Source organism: Pedobacter sp. JCM 36344 (assembly GCF_046546555.1).
Taxonomy (GTDB): domain Bacteria; phylum Bacteroidota; class Bacteroidia; order Sphingobacteriales; family Sphingobacteriaceae; genus Pedobacter.
Window position 1 is genome coordinate 95,758 of sequence record NZ_JBKHKK010000004.1, and the last position, 18,877, is coordinate 114,634.

The 18,877-nt window shown below is 39.2% G+C and carries 19 protein-coding genes; 12 read left to right on the plus strand and 7 right to left on the minus strand.

Annotation, left to right across the window (positions count from 1 at the left end; genetic code table 11):
- Window positions 1-2: 2 nt before the first annotated feature.
- Both ACHFIZ_RS05545 and ACHFIZ_RS05550 read right to left on the minus strand, forming a co-directional pair.
- The gene (locus tag ACHFIZ_RS05545; RefSeq protein ID WP_410883682.1) at window positions 3-1,553 is read right to left on the minus strand and encodes a RagB/SusD family nutrient uptake outer membrane protein; all 1,551 of its coding nucleotides are present in this window, start codon (window positions 1,551-1,553) and stop codon (window positions 3-5) included.
- Window positions 1,554-1,601: 48 nt separating this feature from the next.
- Window positions 1,602-4,610, minus strand: coding sequence for a SusC/RagA family TonB-linked outer membrane protein (locus ACHFIZ_RS05550; protein WP_410883684.1), 3,009 nt, complete (start codon window positions 4,608-4,610; stop codon window positions 1,602-1,604).
- A 658-nt stretch (window positions 4,611-5,268) separates the two neighbouring features.
- On the opposite strand from ACHFIZ_RS05550, the gene ACHFIZ_RS05555 reads away from it, so the two are divergent.
- The 4 genes from ACHFIZ_RS05555 to pgl are packed head-to-tail and all read left to right on the plus strand — an operon-like array spanning window position 5,269 to window position 9,702.
- Window positions 5,269-6,033 carry an ROK family protein gene (locus ACHFIZ_RS05555; RefSeq protein WP_410883686.1) on the plus strand — a complete coding sequence of 255 codons (765 nt, stop codon included), beginning with the start codon at window positions 5,269-5,271 and terminating at the stop codon, window positions 6,031-6,033.
- Window positions 6,034-7,446, plus strand: a complete 1,413-nt coding sequence (gene gndA, locus ACHFIZ_RS05560; protein ID WP_410883687.1) for an NADP-dependent phosphogluconate dehydrogenase — start codon at window positions 6,034-6,036, stop codon at window positions 7,444-7,446.
- An 18-nt stretch (window positions 7,447-7,464) separates the two neighbouring features.
- Complete coding sequence (zwf, locus tag ACHFIZ_RS05565) at window positions 7,465-8,976, plus strand: glucose-6-phosphate dehydrogenase (protein ID WP_410883689.1); 1,512 nt, start codon at window positions 7,465-7,467, stop codon at window positions 8,974-8,976.
- Window positions 8,977-9,702, plus strand: a complete 726-nt coding sequence (gene pgl / locus ACHFIZ_RS05570; protein WP_410883691.1) for a 6-phosphogluconolactonase — start codon at window positions 8,977-8,979, stop codon at window positions 9,700-9,702. It begins immediately after the preceding gene.
- 405 nt (window positions 9,703-10,107) lie between these two features.
- On the opposite strand, the gene ACHFIZ_RS05575 is transcribed toward pgl, so the two are convergent.
- The 4 genes from ACHFIZ_RS05575 to ACHFIZ_RS05590 form a co-directional block, all read right to left on the minus strand.
- Window positions 10,108-10,218 carry an integrase core domain-containing protein gene (locus ACHFIZ_RS05575; RefSeq protein ID WP_410883693.1) on the minus strand — a complete coding sequence of 37 codons (111 nt, stop codon included), beginning with the start codon at window positions 10,216-10,218 and terminating at the stop codon, window positions 10,108-10,110.
- A gap of 2 nt (window positions 10,219-10,220) precedes the next feature.
- Complete coding sequence (locus ACHFIZ_RS05580) at window positions 10,221-10,466, minus strand: hypothetical protein (RefSeq protein ID WP_410883695.1); 246 nt, start codon at window positions 10,464-10,466, stop codon at window positions 10,221-10,223.
- Window positions 10,467-10,543: 77 nt separating this feature from the next.
- Window positions 10,544-11,005 (minus strand): transposase, encoded by a 462-nt coding sequence (locus ACHFIZ_RS05585; protein ID WP_410883697.1) that lies wholly within the window; start codon window positions 11,003-11,005, stop codon window positions 10,544-10,546.
- Window positions 11,006-11,044: 39 nt separating this feature from the next.
- The gene (locus ACHFIZ_RS05590; protein WP_410883699.1) at window positions 11,045-11,539 is read right to left on the minus strand and encodes a DUF4833 domain-containing protein; all 495 of its coding nucleotides are present in this window, start codon (window positions 11,537-11,539) and stop codon (window positions 11,045-11,047) included.
- Between the two features lie 302 nt (window positions 11,540-11,841).
- Between ACHFIZ_RS05590 and ACHFIZ_RS05595 the strand changes: the two genes are divergently transcribed.
- Genes ACHFIZ_RS05595 through ACHFIZ_RS05630 form a run of 8 tightly spaced genes read left to right on the plus strand, consistent with a single transcriptional unit; the run spans window position 11,842 to window position 17,988 of the window.
- A complete protein-coding gene (locus ACHFIZ_RS05595) occupies window positions 11,842-12,963 on the plus strand; it encodes an NAD(P)/FAD-dependent oxidoreductase (protein ID WP_410883701.1) in 1,122 nt (373 codons plus the stop codon).
- Window positions 12,963-13,676: a methyltransferase domain-containing protein gene (locus ACHFIZ_RS05600; RefSeq protein ID WP_410883703.1), complete on the plus strand. Its 714-nt coding sequence runs from the start codon at window positions 12,963-12,965 to the stop codon at window positions 13,674-13,676. The genes ACHFIZ_RS05595 and ACHFIZ_RS05600 overlap by 1 nt, the downstream gene beginning before the upstream one ends.
- Window positions 13,655-14,737 (plus strand): type III polyketide synthase, encoded by a 1,083-nt coding sequence (locus ACHFIZ_RS05605; RefSeq protein ID WP_410883705.1) that lies wholly within the window; start codon window positions 13,655-13,657, stop codon window positions 14,735-14,737. Before ACHFIZ_RS05600 ends, ACHFIZ_RS05605 begins: the two co-directional genes overlap by 22 nt.
- Window positions 14,731-15,528, plus strand: a complete 798-nt coding sequence (locus ACHFIZ_RS05610) for an SDR family oxidoreductase (protein WP_410883707.1) — start codon at window positions 14,731-14,733, stop codon at window positions 15,526-15,528. The genes ACHFIZ_RS05605 and ACHFIZ_RS05610 overlap by 7 nt, the downstream gene beginning before the upstream one ends.
- Window positions 15,529-15,556: 28 nt before the next feature.
- A complete protein-coding gene (locus tag ACHFIZ_RS05615) occupies window positions 15,557-16,003 on the plus strand; it encodes a 3-hydroxyacyl-ACP dehydratase FabZ family protein (protein WP_410883709.1) in 447 nt (148 codons plus the stop codon).
- On the plus strand, window positions 15,996-17,264 hold the full coding sequence (locus ACHFIZ_RS05620; RefSeq protein WP_410883711.1) for a beta-ketoacyl-[acyl-carrier-protein] synthase family protein: 1,269 nt from the start codon (window positions 15,996-15,998) through the stop codon (window positions 17,262-17,264). The genes ACHFIZ_RS05615 and ACHFIZ_RS05620 overlap by 8 nt, the downstream gene beginning before the upstream one ends.
- An 8-nt stretch (window positions 17,265-17,272) precedes the next feature.
- Complete coding sequence (locus ACHFIZ_RS05625; RefSeq protein ID WP_410883713.1) at window positions 17,273-17,527, plus strand: acyl carrier protein; 255 nt, start codon at window positions 17,273-17,275, stop codon at window positions 17,525-17,527.
- The gene (locus ACHFIZ_RS05630) at window positions 17,524-17,988 is read left to right on the plus strand and encodes a 4'-phosphopantetheinyl transferase superfamily protein (protein ID WP_410883715.1); all 465 of its coding nucleotides are present in this window, start codon (window positions 17,524-17,526) and stop codon (window positions 17,986-17,988) included. Before ACHFIZ_RS05625 ends, ACHFIZ_RS05630 begins: the two co-directional genes overlap by 4 nt.
- Here ACHFIZ_RS05630 and ACHFIZ_RS05635 read toward each other — a convergent pair.
- Window positions 17,979-18,875: an exopolyphosphatase gene (locus ACHFIZ_RS05635; RefSeq protein ID WP_410883717.1), complete on the minus strand. Its 897-nt coding sequence runs from the start codon at window positions 18,873-18,875 to the stop codon at window positions 17,979-17,981. The genes ACHFIZ_RS05630 and ACHFIZ_RS05635 overlap by 10 nt on opposite strands.
- Window positions 18,876-18,877: the final 2 nt, after the last annotated feature.

Here is an 18,877-nt window from a genome sequence, read left to right on the forward strand (position 1 = left end):
TATTACTTCCAGTATGAATTTTGTGTTAATAATGGGTTCTGAGCAATGAGATCGCGAGAGATCGGCCAGTAAATACCACCTGTATTTATCAGGTTCAAAAACGTGGCATTAGTTCCCTTAATCTTATGGTATCTAACCTGATCATAGAAATGCATTCCTTCTCCCATGAATTCTTTCTGTCTCTCTAAAAATATAGCATCGACTGGAGCCCCATTTCTAGCAGCATCGTAGGCTATAAAAGTAGAAGCACTTTCATTCAGCTGACCCTTATTATCAACATTGTATCTCAACCGTCTAACCGTGTTTAAATCGTTGATCGCATTTGTGTTTTCGCCAAGAGCTGCATAAGCTTCGGCCCTTAACAAAGTAATATCTTCTAGTCTCGACACAACGATTGAACTTGAATAAATCCTAAAAGTTGGATCAGTGGAGCCATCCTGCATGACCTTAATCTTACTGAAAACAGGATACCTCCCAAGAAAATTAGTAAAGTAGGCCTGAGAGTGAGTGACCCCGGTCGTATCAATATTAAATCTACCGTCATTTGTCTCCTTAAATATTGTCAAAATCGAATCTTTTGGAACAAAAACATCTGGAATACTCTTGTTAACTACAGGCTCAGCTAATGCTAAAGACTCCATATTTCCTGAAAAAGAAGCATCCTGGTGACCCCATACAAAACCAAAGGCCAACAAATGCTCATTTCTTTTGTCATAAAAGAAGCCATTCCGTTGAGTTAGGAACGTTGTAGAGGTATAGTTCATACTCGCCTTAGGGTAGTCAGTGAGTACAATGTTTGAGTATTTAATTACATCTGTGTATTTTCCTTGCCACGCAGCAACATTAGCTAACATTCCATAAGCGGTAAGCTTTCTAATTAATGCGCCGTTCCATCTGCTATCATATTCATTATAGTACAAGCCCGGTTGCTGAATATCGTTCACACTGTAACGGTAAGGCAATACCAATGCAGAGGCGAGCATTTCAGCCTGAACAAATTCAAGAATTGCATCTTTGTTTGTCCTTCCTACATTTTCAAAACTACCGTCGCGAGAGGTAGTTAAAAATGGTACATCTCCCCAAATCCTAACCATATAGAAATAGGCATATGCTCTTAAAAAACGAACCTGAGCAATATCCACATCCATATTGTTTTGTGTATACCTTGCATCATTCGCCTTCACTTCAGGGATACGCTCTAAGAAGATATTTGCCGCATTTACAATCGCATAAAATCTTCTCCAGTTGGATAGCTCCTTAATTACCGGATAAGATGCATTCAGGTCATTTTTTATGATAGCCTTTAGATCCTGACGGATGGGGCTATCAAAATTACCCATACGTACATCACCATAGATCCAGTGTCCGTTGTTATCGGCCAATGCTGCTCTGGTTAACCCGTACACTCCCATGATACCAGCACGGGCATCTTCAAGTGTATTCCAATAGTTCACTTCATTCACCACACGGGTTGAGTTGACATCTAGTGCTTTTTTACAGCCTCCGGCAAGGAGGGAAAAGAAGACTAGACTCAGCAAAATTATTTTTTTCATTTTCTCTATTTTAAATGATACTTAATATTATTTGTCTACGATCAGGAATTAAAAATCCAGCTTTACACCAATAGTATAAGTCCTTGGGATTTGCAAGCCATAACCTGTATCATATCCCGTAAAACTTGCTAATTCAGGATCTTGTCCGGTATAGTTGGTCAATGTGAAAACATTATGAACACTTCCATACACATAGAAACGCGCTACATTAGGAGTCTTCTTCTTAAACATATCCGTCAAATCATAGCCTAATGAAACGGTGCGAAGCTTAACAAACGAAGCATTTTCTAAGAACATGTCTTGATTAACCTGGTAAGGAGAAACTGAACTCCATGGATTGTAGATTGGATATTTAGAGTAGTCACCACGTTTTTCCCAGAAAGTGATCTCTCTTACAGAATTAATATCATTTAATCCTTCACGATTCACGAAATCAAATCTGTTCGCCATTTCCTGGTTAATAAGGTCGCGACCAAGGTTGTAGTAAAAGTTCAGACTTAAAGTCCAATTTTTGTAACCAAAATCGTTATTAAAACCACCAGAGAAGGTTGGAAGAGCATGACCTTTTAATGATCTGTCTGCATCAGTGATTGCATTATCACCATTGATGTCCTTCCATTTTGGGTCACCCGCCTTAAGCGTAAGCCCATTATAAGCCATTTTGCCACCAGCACCATTCGATGGAACTTCAGCATCTGTATTATATATTCCTTCATTTGTAAATACCCAATAACCGTCAACAGCTTCTCCAACTTTCAATAACCTGTCACCTACAATGATTTGATTCAATCCACCAGGTAAAGCGGTTAACTTATTTTGATTGAAATTCAAATTAATAGCTGAAGTCCAGGAAACCGTGTTGGATTTGGTGAAGATATCTCCACTTAGGGTAAGGTCAAGTCCGGTATTTCGAATTGCCATACCGTTTTTGATAACTGAAGTATAACCATATTCAGCGGCAGATGGAATTCCTAATAACATGTTTTTATCATGCTTATAATAGCCATCAATACTTGCATGAACGCGATCATTTAAGAATGATGCATCTAATCCAAGGTTAGCCTGATCTGTATATGCCCATTCAAGGCCATAGCCAACAGAACCAGTATTATATGGACGAGTCAACGTTGCGATACCATTGTATCCAGGCGCAATTAGATTTCCTGTGAAACCAATAAATGCAGTGTATTGAGGACCTTGAGCATAATTGTCAAAGTTTTCATACCTACCCATTCGGCCAACACTTCCCCTCAGATTTAATTCTGAGAAAGTCTCGCTGTTTGCAAAAAACTCTTTCTTCATATCCCATCCAGCTGACAATACCGGAGAGTAGAACCAGCGGCTTGTAGGCTGTTGATTTGATGACGCGTCTGCGCGTAATAAGGCAGAAAAGTTGTATTTGTCTTTAAAACTATAATCTGCTTTTCCGTAGAATGAAAGTTGATTATTTCTAGTTCTGTCTAAGAACTTATATACCAACTCTCTTCTAAATACGTAAGGCTCCAGGTAATTGCCTGGACTGTTTGGATCAGAACGTAATAGATTTAGTTTGATAAAATCATTACTTCCTTTGTAGGCATATGCATAGCTATACCTATAAGTATCATATTGAATGGTGTTACCTAAACTAAACGTAAACTTATGATCCTCATTAAGGTCATAATCGTACGTAGCGATGTTATCAACGGTAGCACGCTGATTGTATCCAAAATAATTGGACGCATAGTTAGTAGTTTGCAGCAAAGTACGTGGGAAGAAAATATCACGATAACCTTCATAATAGTCAAGTCCGGCGGTAGATACGAATTTGAATTTACCAAGATCAATACCAACTTTAATGTATCCTTCAATGATATTAGACTTATTTTTATCAAATCCTTTATCAAACTCTCCCAAATACCGTCCGTATTTAATCTTGTTTGGCGCGATTGGAGAGCTCAAATCAGGTAGATAGTTCACCTGAGCCAACCTATCGCGAACATTTCTGTTACGCGTACGCTGCACTCTATTTGCGTTAACCATTGCACTGAATGTCAACCACTTTACCGGTTTCATGTTGATAATGAAACGCGTATCATAACGATCGGCTTTAGTTTCATCAGCAATACCAGCACTACGAAGGCTTCCAACAGAAAAACGGAAGTTCGCTGTTTCAGAACCACCCGAAATGCTAGCATTTACTCCATATTGTAGTGACGATCCATAGTATTGATCGTTCCAATTAGATGGGCCGTAATAATCATTATTCAATGAGTCACTTAAATATAATGGATATACATCATTGTCGCCATAGACTCCATTTGCTGTATACTTATTATAAAACTGTCTTCTGAAATCATTTTCAAATTTACCGTTGATTGTTGTAACTGCGTTCGGCGTAGCAACACCTACATAGCTATCAAATGTGATCCTTCTTTTTGAACCAGGAGCATTCGTAGTCAATAAGATTACACCGTTTGCAGCTTTCGGCCCATAAATACCTGTTGCATTCAATCCGTTCAAAACCTGAACTGATTTAATGTTTGCCATATTGATGTTGGCCAATGGATTGGTAGCAGGACCGATTCTATCGAATTTGAATTGCTGGATATCAAATGCGAATGGGTGCTCGCCTATAAGAGGAACACCATCTAATACTACTAAAGGTTGAGTTTGGAAAACCTCACGCTGAGAAAGTAGCGGTTGAGACGTTCCATGAATAAACATGTTTTGAACAGTTCCAGGCTCACCGGATGGCTCAGTAACATAAAGACCTGCAGCTTCTCCCTTTAAAAACTGTTGGAGAGAAATCGCGGGAAAAATAGAAAGCTTCTTAGGATCAAGATTACTACCTTTAGATTCAAGCTTCTTAGCGATCGTTTTCATCATCGGTTTAATACCAACGGTGGTGGTGTCCGCTACCTTGGTAGTGTCCCGACCTGCCTTGGTAGTATCTTGTTGGAAGCTTCCCTTAAACGAGAAGTGGTTCGTAACACAGGCAGACCTAGCCGTATTGCCGAAGGAGTATGTTGTTGTACACAACACACCCAGAAAAGTTATAGTTGCAATAATGCGCATAACAGATAATTAAGTATTAACTGATTAAAAAACTGTTTATTGATTGTTTGATTGTAATGAAAATATTTAAGTTTTGAAGAAACTTATTTCAAATCCCGAAAATAAATAACGGAATGAAAAAACTCACTTCATCTAAAATATAAGTCAAAATCGTTTTGGTTTGCTTGGTTTACTAATAATCAGTCGTGCACAAAAAAGTACCTGAAGTAGGTCTAAGTTGTTTCTGAAGATGATTGAAGGGCTGAAGTGAGGCATCACTCCATAGATTTTTTGTAAAAGTTCGATTCATAGCTTGGTTTATAAAATAATATACTTGGTTTATTTAACGGCCGATCATTTGTGCGAATTCGGCGATTCCCTTAACAATTATACGAAAGAAATAGTTAATTGCAAATAATTCGTATAATTTTTTTTTAACATTCTTTAACATTACCTAAATGACAACTCCTTTATTCTTAGAGGTTTTAATTTTGTACTTAAAAATATACAGTTAAACAGAATAGCGTGAACGAGTGACTTTTATTAAACACACTTTTCTCAATTTTGACATTTATCAGTAATTATTCCACATTATAAAAAATTACTTCGCCAGTTATCGGACTAAAATTTGTTATTTTGAATTGTATTAAACATAGGCCATTTAACTAAAAAAGCATATATGCAGGTCCAAAAAATTAAACAAAGCGCCAACGTACTGTCTATAGATATCGGCGGAACAAGTGTTAAAGGCTGTATTTTAAGCAAAGACGGTGACATGGTCACCGATTTCATAAAAGTCCCTACACCTAAAAAATCTACGCCGGAAGCAATTATAAATTGTATTAAAGAAATACTAAAATCCTTTAACGATAATTTTAGTAAAGTGTCAATCGGCTTTCCAGGGTATGTAAAGAAAGGAATTGTAGAAACGGCACCAAACCTCGCTAAAAATAGCTGGCTAAATGTAAATTTGGCTCAGCAAGTAAGTGATTTGTTGAACCTACCTGTCAGACTCATCAATGACGCCGACCAACAAGCACTTGGTATTGTGTCTGGCAAAGGCTTCGAGATCGTTTTAACCGTTGGTACCGGTTTTGGAACCGCACTGGTTTATGACGGAGAACTACTTCCACATCTTGAACTTGCACATTTGCCTGTTACCAAGAGAAAAGACTACGATAGCTACATCGGTACAGAAGCGTTGGGAGAAATCGGTATTAAAAAATGGAATGAAAGATTACAAAGAATCATCCAGATTTATAAAACAGTTTTCAACTATGACACCTTATATATAGGTGGGGGAAATTCAAAACATATCGACTTTGAATTAGATCACAATATAAGACTGGTAACAAATAGAGATGGTATCAAGGGAGGTGCTAAACTTTGGCAGGTTGCTGAGAAATATCATGTTTACACAATCCATCCCCAAAACAATAAATAGATGAATAACAACTATACTTTAGGAATGATTGGCCTTGGAACGATGGGCCGAAACCTATTGCTTAATATGGCCGACAAAGGCTTTCGGGTTACGGGTTATGATAAAGATGAGAAGATGCTTAAAAAACTAGAGGAAGATGGTAAAGCACATCAGCTGAAAGGATTTGAGTCATTAGAAGATTTTATAAAGAGCCTGGAACTTCCTAGAAGAATCGTATTACTTGTTCCTGCTGGTCCTATTGTGGATAGTGTAATTGCCGAACTGGTTCCTTTACTCGATAAGGATGATGTGATCATTGATAGTGGTAATTCCCATTTTACCGATACCAGCCGCCGCGCTAAAGAGCTTTCCGAACAAGGAATTCACTTCTTTGGAATGGGAATTTCTGGTGGTGAAGAAGGTGCTCGCTTCGGACCAAGTATGATGCCAGGAGGTGATAAAACTGCGTATGAATCTGTTCAACCAATTTTTGAAGCGGTATCAGCTAAAGTTAATGGAGATCCATGCGTTGCCTATATCGGCCCTGGTGCATCAGGTCATTTTGTAAAAATGGTACATAATGGCATCGAATATGCCATGATGCAAATCCTCGCAGAAACTTATGATTTACTTAAAAACGGACTCAAATACAATAACGACCAGATCTATGCATTGTTCAATAAGTGGAACAACGGTCGCCTAAAATCCTTCCTATTGGAAGTAACGAAGGACATCTTCAAAGTTAAGGACGAGAAAACCGGCGGATTGCTTATCGACGTTATTAAAGATGAAGCTAAATCTAAAGGAACCGGTAAATGGACCACTCAAGTATCGGTAGATCTGCAGTTGCCAATTCCAACTATTAATGAAGCCGTAAGCACCAGAGATCTCTCTAAATTCAAAGCACTTAGAGTTGCCCTGGCAAATTCATTGCCACACGAAGCTATTCACATTAAAGATACGGCTAATTTTGAAGTTCAACTGGAGCAGGCACTCTATTTCGCTATGATCACATCCTATGCACAGGGTTTACATCTACTGGAACAAGCTTCTACAGAATTCAAATATGAGTTAAACTTGAAAAAGATCTCCCAAATTTGGCGCGGTGGATGTATTATTAGAGCAGAGTTGCTGGAGGATATTTTCCAGGCTTACACGAAACAACCGAAATTACCTCACTTATACAGCGACGAAAGTATTCAGTCGCAACTAAAAGATATTTTACCGGGTACAAGGGCAGTAGTAATCGCTGCAATTTCAAATGGCATAGCCATTCCATGTTATGCTTCGGCCATTACCTACTATGACTCTTTCAGAACGGCTAATTCTCCACTAAATTTAACACAAGCTCAAAGAGATTTCTTTGGTGCACACACATTTGAACGTATTGATGAAGCTGGAATTTTCCATGCCGATTGGAATGCAAATAATTAGTACTACAAAATCCAACAGATGAAAACAAGCATCAGTCTCAATCCAACAATCGTCGTAATTTTTGGTGGAACGGGCGATTTGAACTTGCGCAAGTTAGCGCCAGCACTTTATAACCTATACGCAGATGGCTATATGCCAGATAAATACGCTATTATAGGAACGGCACGTAAGCCGCTAAACGACGAAAAATTTAGAGCTGCGCTAGAGGAAGGGGTCAATAGTTTTTCAAGATCCGGAAAAGTTAAAGACGAGAGGTGGTCAAAGTTTTCAGACCATCTGCACTACACTTCTGTAGATGTAGAAGCACCCGAGACTTTCGGTAGTTTGAAAAAATTAATTGAAAAATACCAACAGGAGTTTGGTGAGAAAACGCAGGTTATTTATTACCTGGCAGTTGCTCCAAATTTGTTTCCTTTAATTGCAAAATGTCTGTCCGATTATGAACTTGCGGGAACAGAGGAAAATTGCAGAATTGTTATCGAAAAGCCGTTCGGAAGAGACCTCGAAACCGCGAAAGAATTGAACTGTATTTTAACTGGCATTTTTACGGAAAAACAGATCTATAGAATTGACCATTACCTCGGTAAGGAAACGGTTCAAAACATCATGGCCTTTAGATTCGCGAATTCATTCCTTGAGCCACTTTGGAACAGAACTTATATTGACCACGTACAGATATCTGTAACAGAGCAACTTGGCGTAGGTGACCGAGGTGGGTATTATGAAAGCGCCGGAGCTTTGAGAGATATGATTCAAAATCATCTTCTTCAACTATTGTGTTTAATCGGCATGGAAACCCCCATAAACTTCGATGCAGATGAGATTAGAAATAAAAAAGTTGACGTGTTAAAAGCAATGCGACCTTTTTCACCTGAGGACATCCGTTTTAGTACTGTTCGCGGACAGTATACAAAAGGCTGGGTGGAAGGAAAAGAAGTACCTGGATACAGGCATGAAACCGGCGTAGCTCCAGACTCAAATACAGAGACTTTTGCAGCAATAAAATTCTTTGTAGACAATTGGAGATGGCAGGGCGTTCCATTTTATGTGAGAACTGGAAAACGACTGTTCCAAACTTCCTCATTGATTACCATCCAATTTAAGGATGTCCCGCATCAGATCTTCCCCCCTGCCGTTACTGAACACTGGCAGCAAAACCGACTGATTATCAGCATCCAGCCAGAAATGAGCATTCGTTTACAAGTACAAGCAAAAAGACCAGGGCTTGACATGATATTGAATCCGGTTGATATGGTGTTTGACTATAAAGGAACTTACAATACGGAAACTCCAGAAGCTTATGAAACACTGCTGCTTGATGTGATGACTGGTGATCAAACCCAATTTATGCGTGCTGATCAAGTGGAAAGTGCATGGGAATTATTGATGCCTGTGGTCAATTCGTGGGCAAATAAAAAGTCATTGAGTTTTCCAAATTACACGGCAGATTCATGGGGCCCGGAGGACGCGGAGGCTTTGATTGCTAGGGATGGTTTCCACTGGTTTACCCTACCACTAAATAAAGATTAAATGAGTGTTTTAATTTACAATAATTCAGAAGAATTATTCCACGATCTATCGGAGTATATCCTGAACATTGCCACGCAGTCGATATTAGAAAAAGGTGCCTTTAATTTCGTATTGACGGGAGGAAATTCCCCTAAGAAATTATACGAAATCTTAGCTACAACATATAAGGATAAGATTGACTGGTCTAAAGTATTTTTCTTCTTCGGAGATGAGCGAAATGTCATGCCGAATCACGAAAGTTATAATGGGCTAATGGCGAAGCGCTCAATTCTTGAGCCATTGGAGATTGCTGAAGATCACATTTTCTATTTGAATACTGCGCTGGAGCCCGACCAGGCAGCAATTGCTTATGAAGAATCAATTAAGAGCCATTTTAAAGGCACAGAAATTGCGTTTGACCTCATATTACTTGGTATGGGTGACGATGCTCATACCGCATCATTATTTCCTGAAACTAGCATACTAAGTAATACTGAGGCGACGATAGCTTCTGTTTACGTAGAAAAACTGTCTACCTACAGAATAAGCTTTACTGCTCCGTTAATCAATAAAGCTAAAAATGTTGCATTTTTGGTCTTCGGCGAGTCGAAAGCAGAGGCAGTACAACATGTATTGTCGGAGGAAGAAAAGAACACTCACCTTTACCCTTCCCAACTAATTGCTCCGATCAACGGGACACTCACCTGGTTTTTAGATGAACAGGCAGCAGGTCTTATAGAAAACTAGCACTAACCCTTAATAGCCTCGTATCTACCTCTTTTAGCATAGTGAGCCTGAAGTCGGCAATAGCTTTAACTCTCGGGGTTCCTTCGCCGTATTGTCTACGTTTCTTGTCCGCTTTCTGGTCGGTTCGAACAGACCAGAAAGCGAAGAGGTATCAAATATCATCTAGAGTTGACTGCAGTATAATTAGGATTTCAGAGAAGGAGAGGTAGCTACGTTAGTTGTATAGAAGTTTAATTAAATTCAATTTAAAACAATTGTAAAAGCAATGCAAGTCCAATTTTTAACGGTTCAAATTGGACTTGCATTGCTTTTACATTGGACTTGCATTGGACTTGCCCAAATTACAACCCTAACTTTGTCCTATCCTAAAATGGCTATACAGGTTTATGATTTAATTTGATTTGACTATAAGTCAAGCTCGGCCTTGAGAATACCATTCACCCTTTCTGCAATCGCGTTGTCATAAGGGCTTCCGGTTTGTGTCATACTGATAGCGATGTTATTGCTTACCAGCATATCTACATAGTTTTTGCAGCAGTATTGTGACCCTCTGTCTGAGTGATGTCACTGACCCAGACCTGTTCCGGGCGGCAGATCTGTAGTTCTTGGATTAGATTGTTGTATTTATGCATCCAGTGTCTTGAATTTGTTGTTATTGCTTTTCGTTTACGTTGTCTGATCAGTAAGCCATGGTCGCTCATGAGATCGAAGAGGTAATCCCTTCCTATGCTGATGTTATGCTCTTTTAATGGCTCCTGCAGCATGAAGTGAAGCTTTGATGTGCCTATTCTTTTCTGGCTTTTGCGTATTTCAAATACGTGCTGGAGTACGATTTCATCTCTTAAACCTTCATCCTGTATCCTCCACTGGTGATCGCCTTTTTCAAAGCTTTAATTTCCGCGTTTTCGGATTTAAGAGTGGGGTTTTTAGGCATTTCAATGGGATTAGAAATACTAATTTCCATATTTTCTTCTGAAAGATCCTTAACCCACCTTTGAATTACAGATCTGGAGGATATGTTGTAAGTAATCACAGCTTTACTCACAGACATGCCAGAGTTGACAGCACGGACAACAGATCTTTTCTCAGAGACAGTATAGCTTTTACGTCTGAGCAATAACGAACTATGTTTCGCTATCCAAACTCCAAGGGTTGTAGAAGTCATCCCATAAGTATTGGTGAGATCTCTACTAGGAGCACCTCCCTCCGCCAAACGAACAATATGTTCAATTAGCCGACGATCGAATTTCTGAGCTTTACTGGTTCTTTCGGAGTACTTGAACTCCTCCTTATTTGTTTCCATACACGATTAATTGTGTATAGCTTTTTTAGGAATGGACACCTAAACTACCAATCGCTCGGTTACTACGGTATCGTTGGCTTGATTTATCCCTCTTAATTCCACATATTTAACATTGGGAATCCAGAATGAGCCGCCTTCAATTCGCACGAAGATGCGGTCTAGAAGCAACTTCTTATTATTTATTGTAACGTATACGTGGAACTTTTTGTCTTCTGCGGATTTACTAAGATAAAACGGCAACTTTTTATGAGATACAAAGCGCAACTCAAACTGATCCTTGTTAATTTTTTTTGAATCTATACCATATGCGAACTTTCGCTGCACGTAAGAGAGCTCTTTCTTGGATTTATTTTCGTCATACCGGATCCAATAGGCTAGGATAGGTTGATCTTCATCGATATTACCACTATTATCTATGTTCAATTCATAGATAAGGGTGTTGTTATTAGGGTCCCGTTGGAGATAAAACAATTGGTTAGCAATCCCTTTCGGCGTTGGAAATCTAAGTGGAGATGGATTAACTTTATCAGCCATTTGCGCATAGGTATAAGGCAAAAAGAACGGTGAGAGTTGTAAAGCAAAAAACAAAAAGATAAAAACAATGTGTTTTGGCGTCCTTTTAATGGTACTGAAAATCATCCTCAAAGATAATAACACGGAATGATAACTTTGGGAACAATTTGTCAGATTAGGGCAATTATCACAGTTTTTTAGATATTCTGTTTCTTTCAGGTTAACAAAAGAAGCCTTCTTTATAACGACTGTCAATAAATGTGCTATAATTTCTAAACATTATTAGCGTATAATCAGTATTTTAGGTATGTTCACACTACCAGATGCTAAAAAAAAAGGTAGTTATTGTTGGTGGCGGCCTCGCCGGATTAACTTGTGCAATTCATTTATTGAAAAGCGGCATCCAAGTTACGCTTATCGAGAAAAGCAATTACCCAAACCATAAAGTGTGTGGCGAATTTATCTCCAATGAAATCCGCTCCTATTGGGCTTCGATTGGCATTGACATAAATTCTCTCGAGCCTGCCGAAATATCCAGATTCTCTATTTCATCATCTACAGGGCAGTCTGTTTCTAGCCTTTTGCCTTTGGGTGGTTTCGGGATCAGCAGGTTTAAGTTAGATCATTTTCTCTTTCAAAAGGTTGTTGTCATGGGTTGCCAGATCATTAAGGATACCGCTGATAACATTGAATTTTATGAGGATGAATTTCATATTCAAACCCATAAAAACGGAATTATTTTAGCCGACTTGGTTATCGGAGCTTTCGGAAAAAGATCTTCGTTAGATCAAAAGCTAGGCAGGCAATTCTTTGCAAAAAAATCTCAGTGGCTGGCTGTAAAGGCCCACTACCGGGGAGATTTTGAATCTAATAAAGTAGCTTTACATAACTTCGAAGGTGGTTATTGCGGGATCTCTAAAGTGGAAAAGGACGTAATAAATGTTTGTTACCTGACTGGCTATGCTCATTTCAAAGCATTCAAGAATATTGAAGAATTTCAAGAAAAAGTTCTTCGTAAAAACCCGTTCTTAAAGAATTTTTTTGATTCATCTGAGATGATCTTTGACCATCCTATCACCATCAGCCAGATATCATTCGGTAAGAAATTACCAGTTGAAAGACATATTTTAATGATTGGCGACACAGCAGGTTTGATTCATCCTTTGTGCGGCAACGGTATGGCCATGGCGATCCACAGCGCGAAGTTATGTGCGGAATTGGTTGACAATTACCTCCATAATAAAATAAAAAATAGATTGGAACTAGAACGAGCTTACTCCTCCATCTGGAAATCAACCTTTCAGAAAAGACTGCTTATGGGCAGGCTTTTGGCTTCCATCTTAAAAAAAGGAAACATTTTAAATGTTTTATTACATCTATTGGTTAAATTTCCATCCCTATTGCCAAGAATTATAAAACGTACTCATGGAAAACCACATATATAATGTTCGTAGACACGAAGTTTAGAAGCAATGCTGATGAGATCATGGATGATTTTGCCTTAGAGGGTGAAATTTTAAGCGATGCGTTGGATAAAATAGCAGGGATAAACAGGATTTTAGGTGGCAATAAGGTAACTATTGAAGGACTAGAATGGTTACTATCCCGGCAAAAAAGAGGGTCTGAAATCAGTATTCTTGACGTAGGCTGTGGCAACGGAGATATGCTGAGAGCGTTGGCCGGGTATGGAAAAGCCAAAGGGCTGAAATTTCAGCTTACAGGAATGGATGCAAATGCGTTTACTGTAGATTACGCAATAAGTTTGTCTAAAGATTACGATAACATCAGCTATGTATGTGCAGATATTTTTGACGAAGTTAAACAAGCGCGACATTATGATGTTATCCTATGTACATTGACCCTTCATCATTTCAAAGATGACGAGATTTTGAAGCTGGTAACAGGGTTTAGAAAGCAGGCAATAATGGGAGTAGTCATTAACGATTTACACAGAAGTAGATTAGCTTACTATCTTTTTATAGCTGTATGCAAGGTCTTTAGACTGAACAAGATGTCTAAAGATGATGGATTGGTTTCTATTTTACGTGGCTTCAAAATGGACGACATTATGAATTATGCTGATCGGTTAAACATTGATAAACACATTTTACGTTGGCGATGGGCGTTCCGTTACCAATGGATAATTCCGACTATATGAGCCATGCGAGTGCTGTAAGAATAAAAACCGTTGTCAAAGTACTGCCCGAATATTCCAGAGAAACAGAAGAAATACTACCCTTTCTTGATATTTGGCTTAATGGTCAAGAACAGCGTTTTATAAGAAAAGTAAAAAAGATATTTGAAAATGCAGGCGTTTCAAAACGATATTCTATCATGTCGCCCGAAGAAGTGTTCAGTAAAACATCATTCGAAGAACGCAACGATATCTATATTAGAGAAGGAATTAAGCTGGCTTCGAAATGTCTATCCAATGCTTTAGAAAAAGCAAATTGGAAGCCCGAAGATTTAGATTACATCATTACTGTGAGCTGCACGGGAATAATGATTCCCTCAATGGATGCATACCTGATAAATAAGCTGGGTTTAAGACAAAACATCGTAAGGCTACCTGTTACTGAGATGGGTTGTGCCGCGGGCGTTTCAGGTATGATCTATGCTAAGAATTTTTTAGCAGCTAACCCTGGAAAACGGGCGGCTGTGGTTGCCTATGAATCCCCTTCAGCCACTTTCCAATTCGACGACTACTCAATGGCCAATGTTGTTAGCACGGCTATTTTTGGGGATGGCGTAGCCACTGTACTTTTATCGTCAGCCCCTATTGATGAGGGACCGGAAATAGTTGCAGAAGAGATGTACCATTTCTTTGAAGCAGAACAGTTGATGGGTTTCAAACTATCGAATACAGGTTTGAAAATGATACTTGATGTTGCTGTTCCAGACACCATAGAAAGTCACTTCCCAGCGATTATTCACCCCTTTCTGGCAGCAAATAACTTGAAAATAGAAGATATTGATCACCTCATATTTCACCCGGGAGGAAAAAAAATTGTACAGGTTGTAGAGAGTCTTTTTGGCAGTTTAGGAAAAAATATACACGACACTAAAGCGGTCTTAAACTTGTATGGAAACATGTCTAGCGCTACTGTCTTATATGTTTTAGAGAGAATCATGGACAATAAACCTGTTAAAGGAGACCATGGCTTAATGTTAAGCTTTGGTCCTGGTTTCTCTGCACAACGAATTCTGTTAAAATGGTAAAGGACTTTAGTGAAACTGGTTATTGGACATTGATTTTGGGCGGTAGTAGTGGATTAGGGCTCGCTTCTGCGAAGAAGTTAGCTTCGCAGGGAATGAACATTTGTATCCTACACAGAAATCCAAGAATAGAGATGGAGGAAATCTCCTCACATTTTGCGGAAATGAAAGCAATGGGAGTTGAGTTGGCAAGCTTTAACATTGACGTAACTGCTTCTGATAAGCGCGAGGTTATGCTAGTTGATTTAAAAAGAATTATGGGACCGGAAGGTCGCGTTAGGTGTTTGATCCATAGTGTTGCAAAAGGCAGCTTAAAGCCTATGGTAACAGAAAATACTGGAACACTAAGCAATGATGATTTTCTGATCACGATGCAGAATATGGCCTTCAGTTTGTACGATTGGACAGCCTCTGTTTTTAAAGCCGGCCTTTTTGCAAGCGATGCGAGAGTGATCTCTTTTACAAGTGAAGGGAGTAAAAAAGCAATAAAGAATTATGCCGCAGTTTCGGCTGCAAAGGCCGCATTGGAGGCTATTACCAGAAGCATTGCATTGGAGTTCGCAGCTCATGGCATTCGTGCCAACTGTATTCAGGCAGGCATTACAAGTACCAGATCTTTAAAGATGATTCCCAATAGTGAAGCGCTTATAGCGCACAGTTTGAACAGAAATCCCTTTAAGCGCTTAACACGTCCCGAAGATGTAGCCAATGTGGTTTATCTTCTATGTAAAGATGAAGCAGACTGGATTAACGGTGCCATACTTCCAGTAGATGGTGGCGAAACATTAAATTAAATCGTAAATTAGCTTACGCGCTGAATGCATGAACAAGGAAGAAGTTTTAACATATTTACCGTACACCGCTCCCTTTCTTTTTGTAGATGAAATCTTGGAAATAGATGAAAATAAGGTTATTGGATCCTACACCTTCAACCCTTCTCTTGATTTCTACAAGGGCCATTTTAAAGGGCATCCCGTTACTCCAGGTGTGATCCTGACGGAAACGATGGCGCAAATTGGACTTGTTTGCCTTGGAATATACCTGTCTGAAAATGTAGAAAGTGGACTGAGCGGACATGTGATGCTAACTTCAACGACCATAGATTTTATAAAGCCAGTGTTCCCGGGAGAAAAGGTGACTGTGCATGCCCAAAAAGTTTATTTTAGATTTAAAAAACTAAACTGCAAGGTGCAAATGTTAAATGAATCGGGAGAAATGGTTTGTCACGGCACAATTTCGGGAATGGTAACAAGTAAAATAAATGGATAACAGGGTTGTTATAACAGGTCTTGGAGTAGTAGCTCCTAATGGTATTGGAATTGCAGAATTTCGACATGCTATTAAGAATGGTATTTCTGGAATTAAGCATAATCCCGAGTTAGAAGCACTCCAATTTTCTTGCCAGATCTCAGGCACTCCCCCACTTAAATCCGAACATATTGCTGCTTGCTTTTCCGATTTAGAATTAAGAAATTTCAAAAGCACAGGAATTATGTATGGTGTAATTGCTGGAATGGAAGCTTGGCAAGATGCCGGTTTAAGCATTTCAGGAGATAGCGAACCCGATTGGGATAGTGGAGTTGTTTTTGGAATGGGCACCTCTGGAATAGATAAATTCCGGGAGGCTATTTATAGAATTGACAATCATGAGGTCCGCAAACTCGGTAGCACGGTAGTCTCCCAGATTATGGGAAGTGCAGTAAGTGCCCACCTTGGGGGGAAACTCGGGCTTGGAAATCAGGTAACTTCCAATTCATCTGCCTGCGCCACTGGCACCGAAGCGATTTTAATGGCCTATGAGCGAATAAAAGCTCATGGAGCGACCCGAATGCTAGCCGGCAGCACAAGTGACTCTGGGCCCTATATCTGGGGCGGATTTGATGCCATGAAAGTTTGCACCTATAAACACAACGATTCTCCCGAAGCTGGATCAAGACCAATGAGTGCCACTGCAAATGGTTTTGTACCTGGAAGTGGTGCAGGAGCAATGGTATTAGAATCGCTGGATTCTGCTTTGGAACGCGGTGCAAAAATATACGGGGAGGTGATCGGTGGAAATATAAATAGTGGTGGGCAAAGAGGTTCAGGCACAATGACTGCCCCAAACAGTGAGGCTGTTCAAAGGTGTATCACAGCTGCATTAAAAAATGCTGGGATAACTGCTGATCAGGTTGATGTGATCGCCGGTCATCTGACTGCAACTTCAAAAGATGCATTGGAGATTGAAAACTGGGCGTTAGCCTTAAACAGATCGGGGGCTGATTTTCCATACATAAATTCGCTAAAATCTACTACTGGGCATTGCATAAGTGCCGCAGGAAGTATAGAATGCGTAGCTTCAGTTTTACAACTACATGAGGGCTTTATCTTCCCGAATGTCAATTGTGAAGACCTTAATCCAGAAATCGACAAATTAATTGACACGAATCGTATTCCTCGCGTGTTATTGAACAAAGAGATCAACTTTTTGGCTAAAGCGAACTTTGGCTTCGGTGATGTTAATGCATGTATTATCTTTAAAAAGTATTAAAAATAACAATGAGCAACGAAGAACTAATTATTAAACTAAAACCGATTGTTGCCAACTATGCTCAGGATAAGCTTGCGCTAGAACAAATCAATTTGGATACGGACTTCATAAAGGATCTCAAAATTAACTCTGCCAATCTTGTCGATGTCATTCTCGACGTCGAAGAAGAGTTTGATATTGTGATAGATAACGAGTCTATGGAGCGAATGCTAAATGTTCAGTCAGCAATAGAGATCATTGAAGCTAAGCTTGTAAAAAAATGATAGGGAACGACATTGTCGATCTTGAGCAGGCAGAGCGAGACAGCAACTGGAAAAGACCAGGCTATTTAATCAAGCTGTTTACTTCTGAAGAGCAATTTCTGATCTCTTCAAACATTCAACCCGATTGTATGGTTTGGCTACTTTGGACTATGAAAGAATCTGCCTATAAGATAGATTCCAGAATTAGTAAACTAAGAGAATTTGCCCCGGCTAAACTAGTTTGCAACAACTTAATAATTCACGACAACACCGCGACTGGAAATGTAACTTATAACGATCAACTATACTTTACGAAGAGCGTAATAGAGGAATCCTACATACATACCATCGCCTCAATAACTCCAGAAGAATTGGAGGTGATTAAGATTCAAATCATTGAAACTAAGGAGCACTCATTGCGTTTCGGCAATCCTGATTCAGTTAGTCACCATGGTAAATTTTTAGCGTTTGTTTACGCATAAGTACTGTGCGTAAGGTTTTCTTCAATTAACAAATTGATGATCCCATCCACCATTCCGACCTTCGGCACATAAATTTGCTTTATTCCCGTCCACTTTAGTAAAGTGATAAAGATTTCACAAGCGGGAATAATTACATCCGCTCTGTCAGGATTCAAGCCAAAGATGGTGATGCGTTCTTTTAGTGAATGGCTATTTAGGTTATTGAAAAGGGTTTTAAGTTTCAAGTATGGAAGTGGCATTCCATCTTTTTCTTCAGACATTCTGAACAACTTATTGATATTACCACCAGTACCAATTCCTGCGAGGTTCTTAAGATCCCGGGTTTGATCCTTAACCCAATTTTTCATCTCTTCCCAAGTCTCTTCCTTATCCTGGTTATCCAGAATTCTAATGGTACCTATATCAAAAGATTTGGAGGCAATGGGTTCCCTATTTACAAAGACAGAAAGCTCCGTACTACCACCACCAACATCGATATATAAATAGCTTTTTTTGATATCCAGATTTTCTTCTATGTGATTTGAATAGATAATGTTAGCCTCCCGCTGACCTTCAATTATCTCCAGATCTAAGTCTGCGTGTTTCTTTACCTGCTTTATAATCTCTGCACCATTTTTAGCCTCCCGCATAGCTGAAGTTGCGCAAGCGAGGTATTTCGTAACACCGTAAACATCCATCAGGTTTTTGAAAGCGGACATGGTTTTCAATAAATCGTCAACTTTTTTTGCAGATATATGGTGATTTAAAAAAGCATCGTCTCCAAGTCTTAATGGTACTCTGATCAGCGTATTTTTTTTGAAATTAAAGCCTTCCTCATGCTTGGAAATATCGGCAATTAAAAGTCTTACAGCATTGGAACCTATGTCTATAGCGGCGTATCTTAGCATTA

What these genes read in the sequence shown, in the direction of transcription:
- ACHFIZ_RS05550 (WP_410883684.1), bottom strand. Translation starts at nt 4,610, where the DNA reads ATGCGCATTATTGCAACTATAACTTTTCTGGGTGTGTTGTGTACAACA.
- ACHFIZ_RS05545 (WP_410883682.1), bottom strand. Translation starts at nt 1,553, where the DNA reads ATGAAAAAAATAATTTTGCTGAGTCTAGTCTTCTTTTCCCTCCTTGCC.
- ACHFIZ_RS05620 (WP_410883711.1), top strand. Translation starts at nt 15,996, where the DNA reads ATGGATAACAGGGTTGTTATAACAGGTCTTGGAGTAGTAGCTCCTAAT.
- ACHFIZ_RS05625 (WP_410883713.1), top strand. Translation starts at nt 17,273, where the DNA reads ATGAGCAACGAAGAACTAATTATTAAACTAAAACCGATTGTTGCCAAC.
- ACHFIZ_RS05605 (WP_410883705.1), top strand. Translation starts at nt 13,655, where the DNA reads ATGGATAATTCCGACTATATGAGCCATGCGAGTGCTGTAAGAATAAAA.
- ACHFIZ_RS05635 (WP_410883717.1), bottom strand. Translation starts at nt 18,875, where the DNA reads ATGCTAAGATACGCCGCTATAGACATAGGTTCCAATGCTGTAAGACTT.
- ACHFIZ_RS05610 (WP_410883707.1), top strand. Translation starts at nt 14,731, where the DNA reads ATGGTAAAGGACTTTAGTGAAACTGGTTATTGGACATTGATTTTGGGC.
- ACHFIZ_RS05575 (WP_410883693.1), bottom strand. Translation starts at nt 10,218, where the DNA reads ATGCTGGTAAGCAATAACATCGCTATCAGTATGACACAAACCGGAAGC.
- ACHFIZ_RS05600 (WP_410883703.1), top strand. Translation starts at nt 12,963, where the DNA reads ATGTTCGTAGACACGAAGTTTAGAAGCAATGCTGATGAGATCATGGAT.
- ACHFIZ_RS05585 (WP_410883697.1), bottom strand. Translation starts at nt 11,005, where the DNA reads ATGGAAACAAATAAGGAGGAGTTCAAGTACTCCGAAAGAACCAGTAAA.
- zwf (WP_410883689.1), top strand. Translation starts at nt 7,465, where the DNA reads ATGAAAACAAGCATCAGTCTCAATCCAACAATCGTCGTAATTTTTGGT.
- gndA (WP_410883687.1), top strand. Translation starts at nt 6,034, where the DNA reads ATGAATAACAACTATACTTTAGGAATGATTGGCCTTGGAACGATGGGC.
- ACHFIZ_RS05615 (WP_410883709.1), top strand. Translation starts at nt 15,557, where the DNA reads ATGAACAAGGAAGAAGTTTTAACATATTTACCGTACACCGCTCCCTTT.
- ACHFIZ_RS05590 (WP_410883699.1), bottom strand. Translation starts at nt 11,539, where the DNA reads ATGGCTGATAAAGTTAATCCATCTCCACTTAGATTTCCAACGCCGAAA.
- ACHFIZ_RS05595 (WP_410883701.1), top strand. Translation starts at nt 11,842, where the DNA reads ATGCTAAAAAAAAAGGTAGTTATTGTTGGTGGCGGCCTCGCCGGATTA.
- ACHFIZ_RS05630 (WP_410883715.1), top strand. Translation starts at nt 17,524, where the DNA reads ATGATAGGGAACGACATTGTCGATCTTGAGCAGGCAGAGCGAGACAGC.
- ACHFIZ_RS05555 (WP_410883686.1), top strand. Translation starts at nt 5,269, where the DNA reads ATGCAGGTCCAAAAAATTAAACAAAGCGCCAACGTACTGTCTATAGAT.
- pgl (WP_410883691.1), top strand. Translation starts at nt 8,977, where the DNA reads ATGAGTGTTTTAATTTACAATAATTCAGAAGAATTATTCCACGATCTA.
- ACHFIZ_RS05580 (WP_410883695.1), bottom strand. Translation starts at nt 10,466, where the DNA reads ATGCTGCAGGAGCCATTAAAAGAGCATAACATCAGCATAGGAAGGGAT.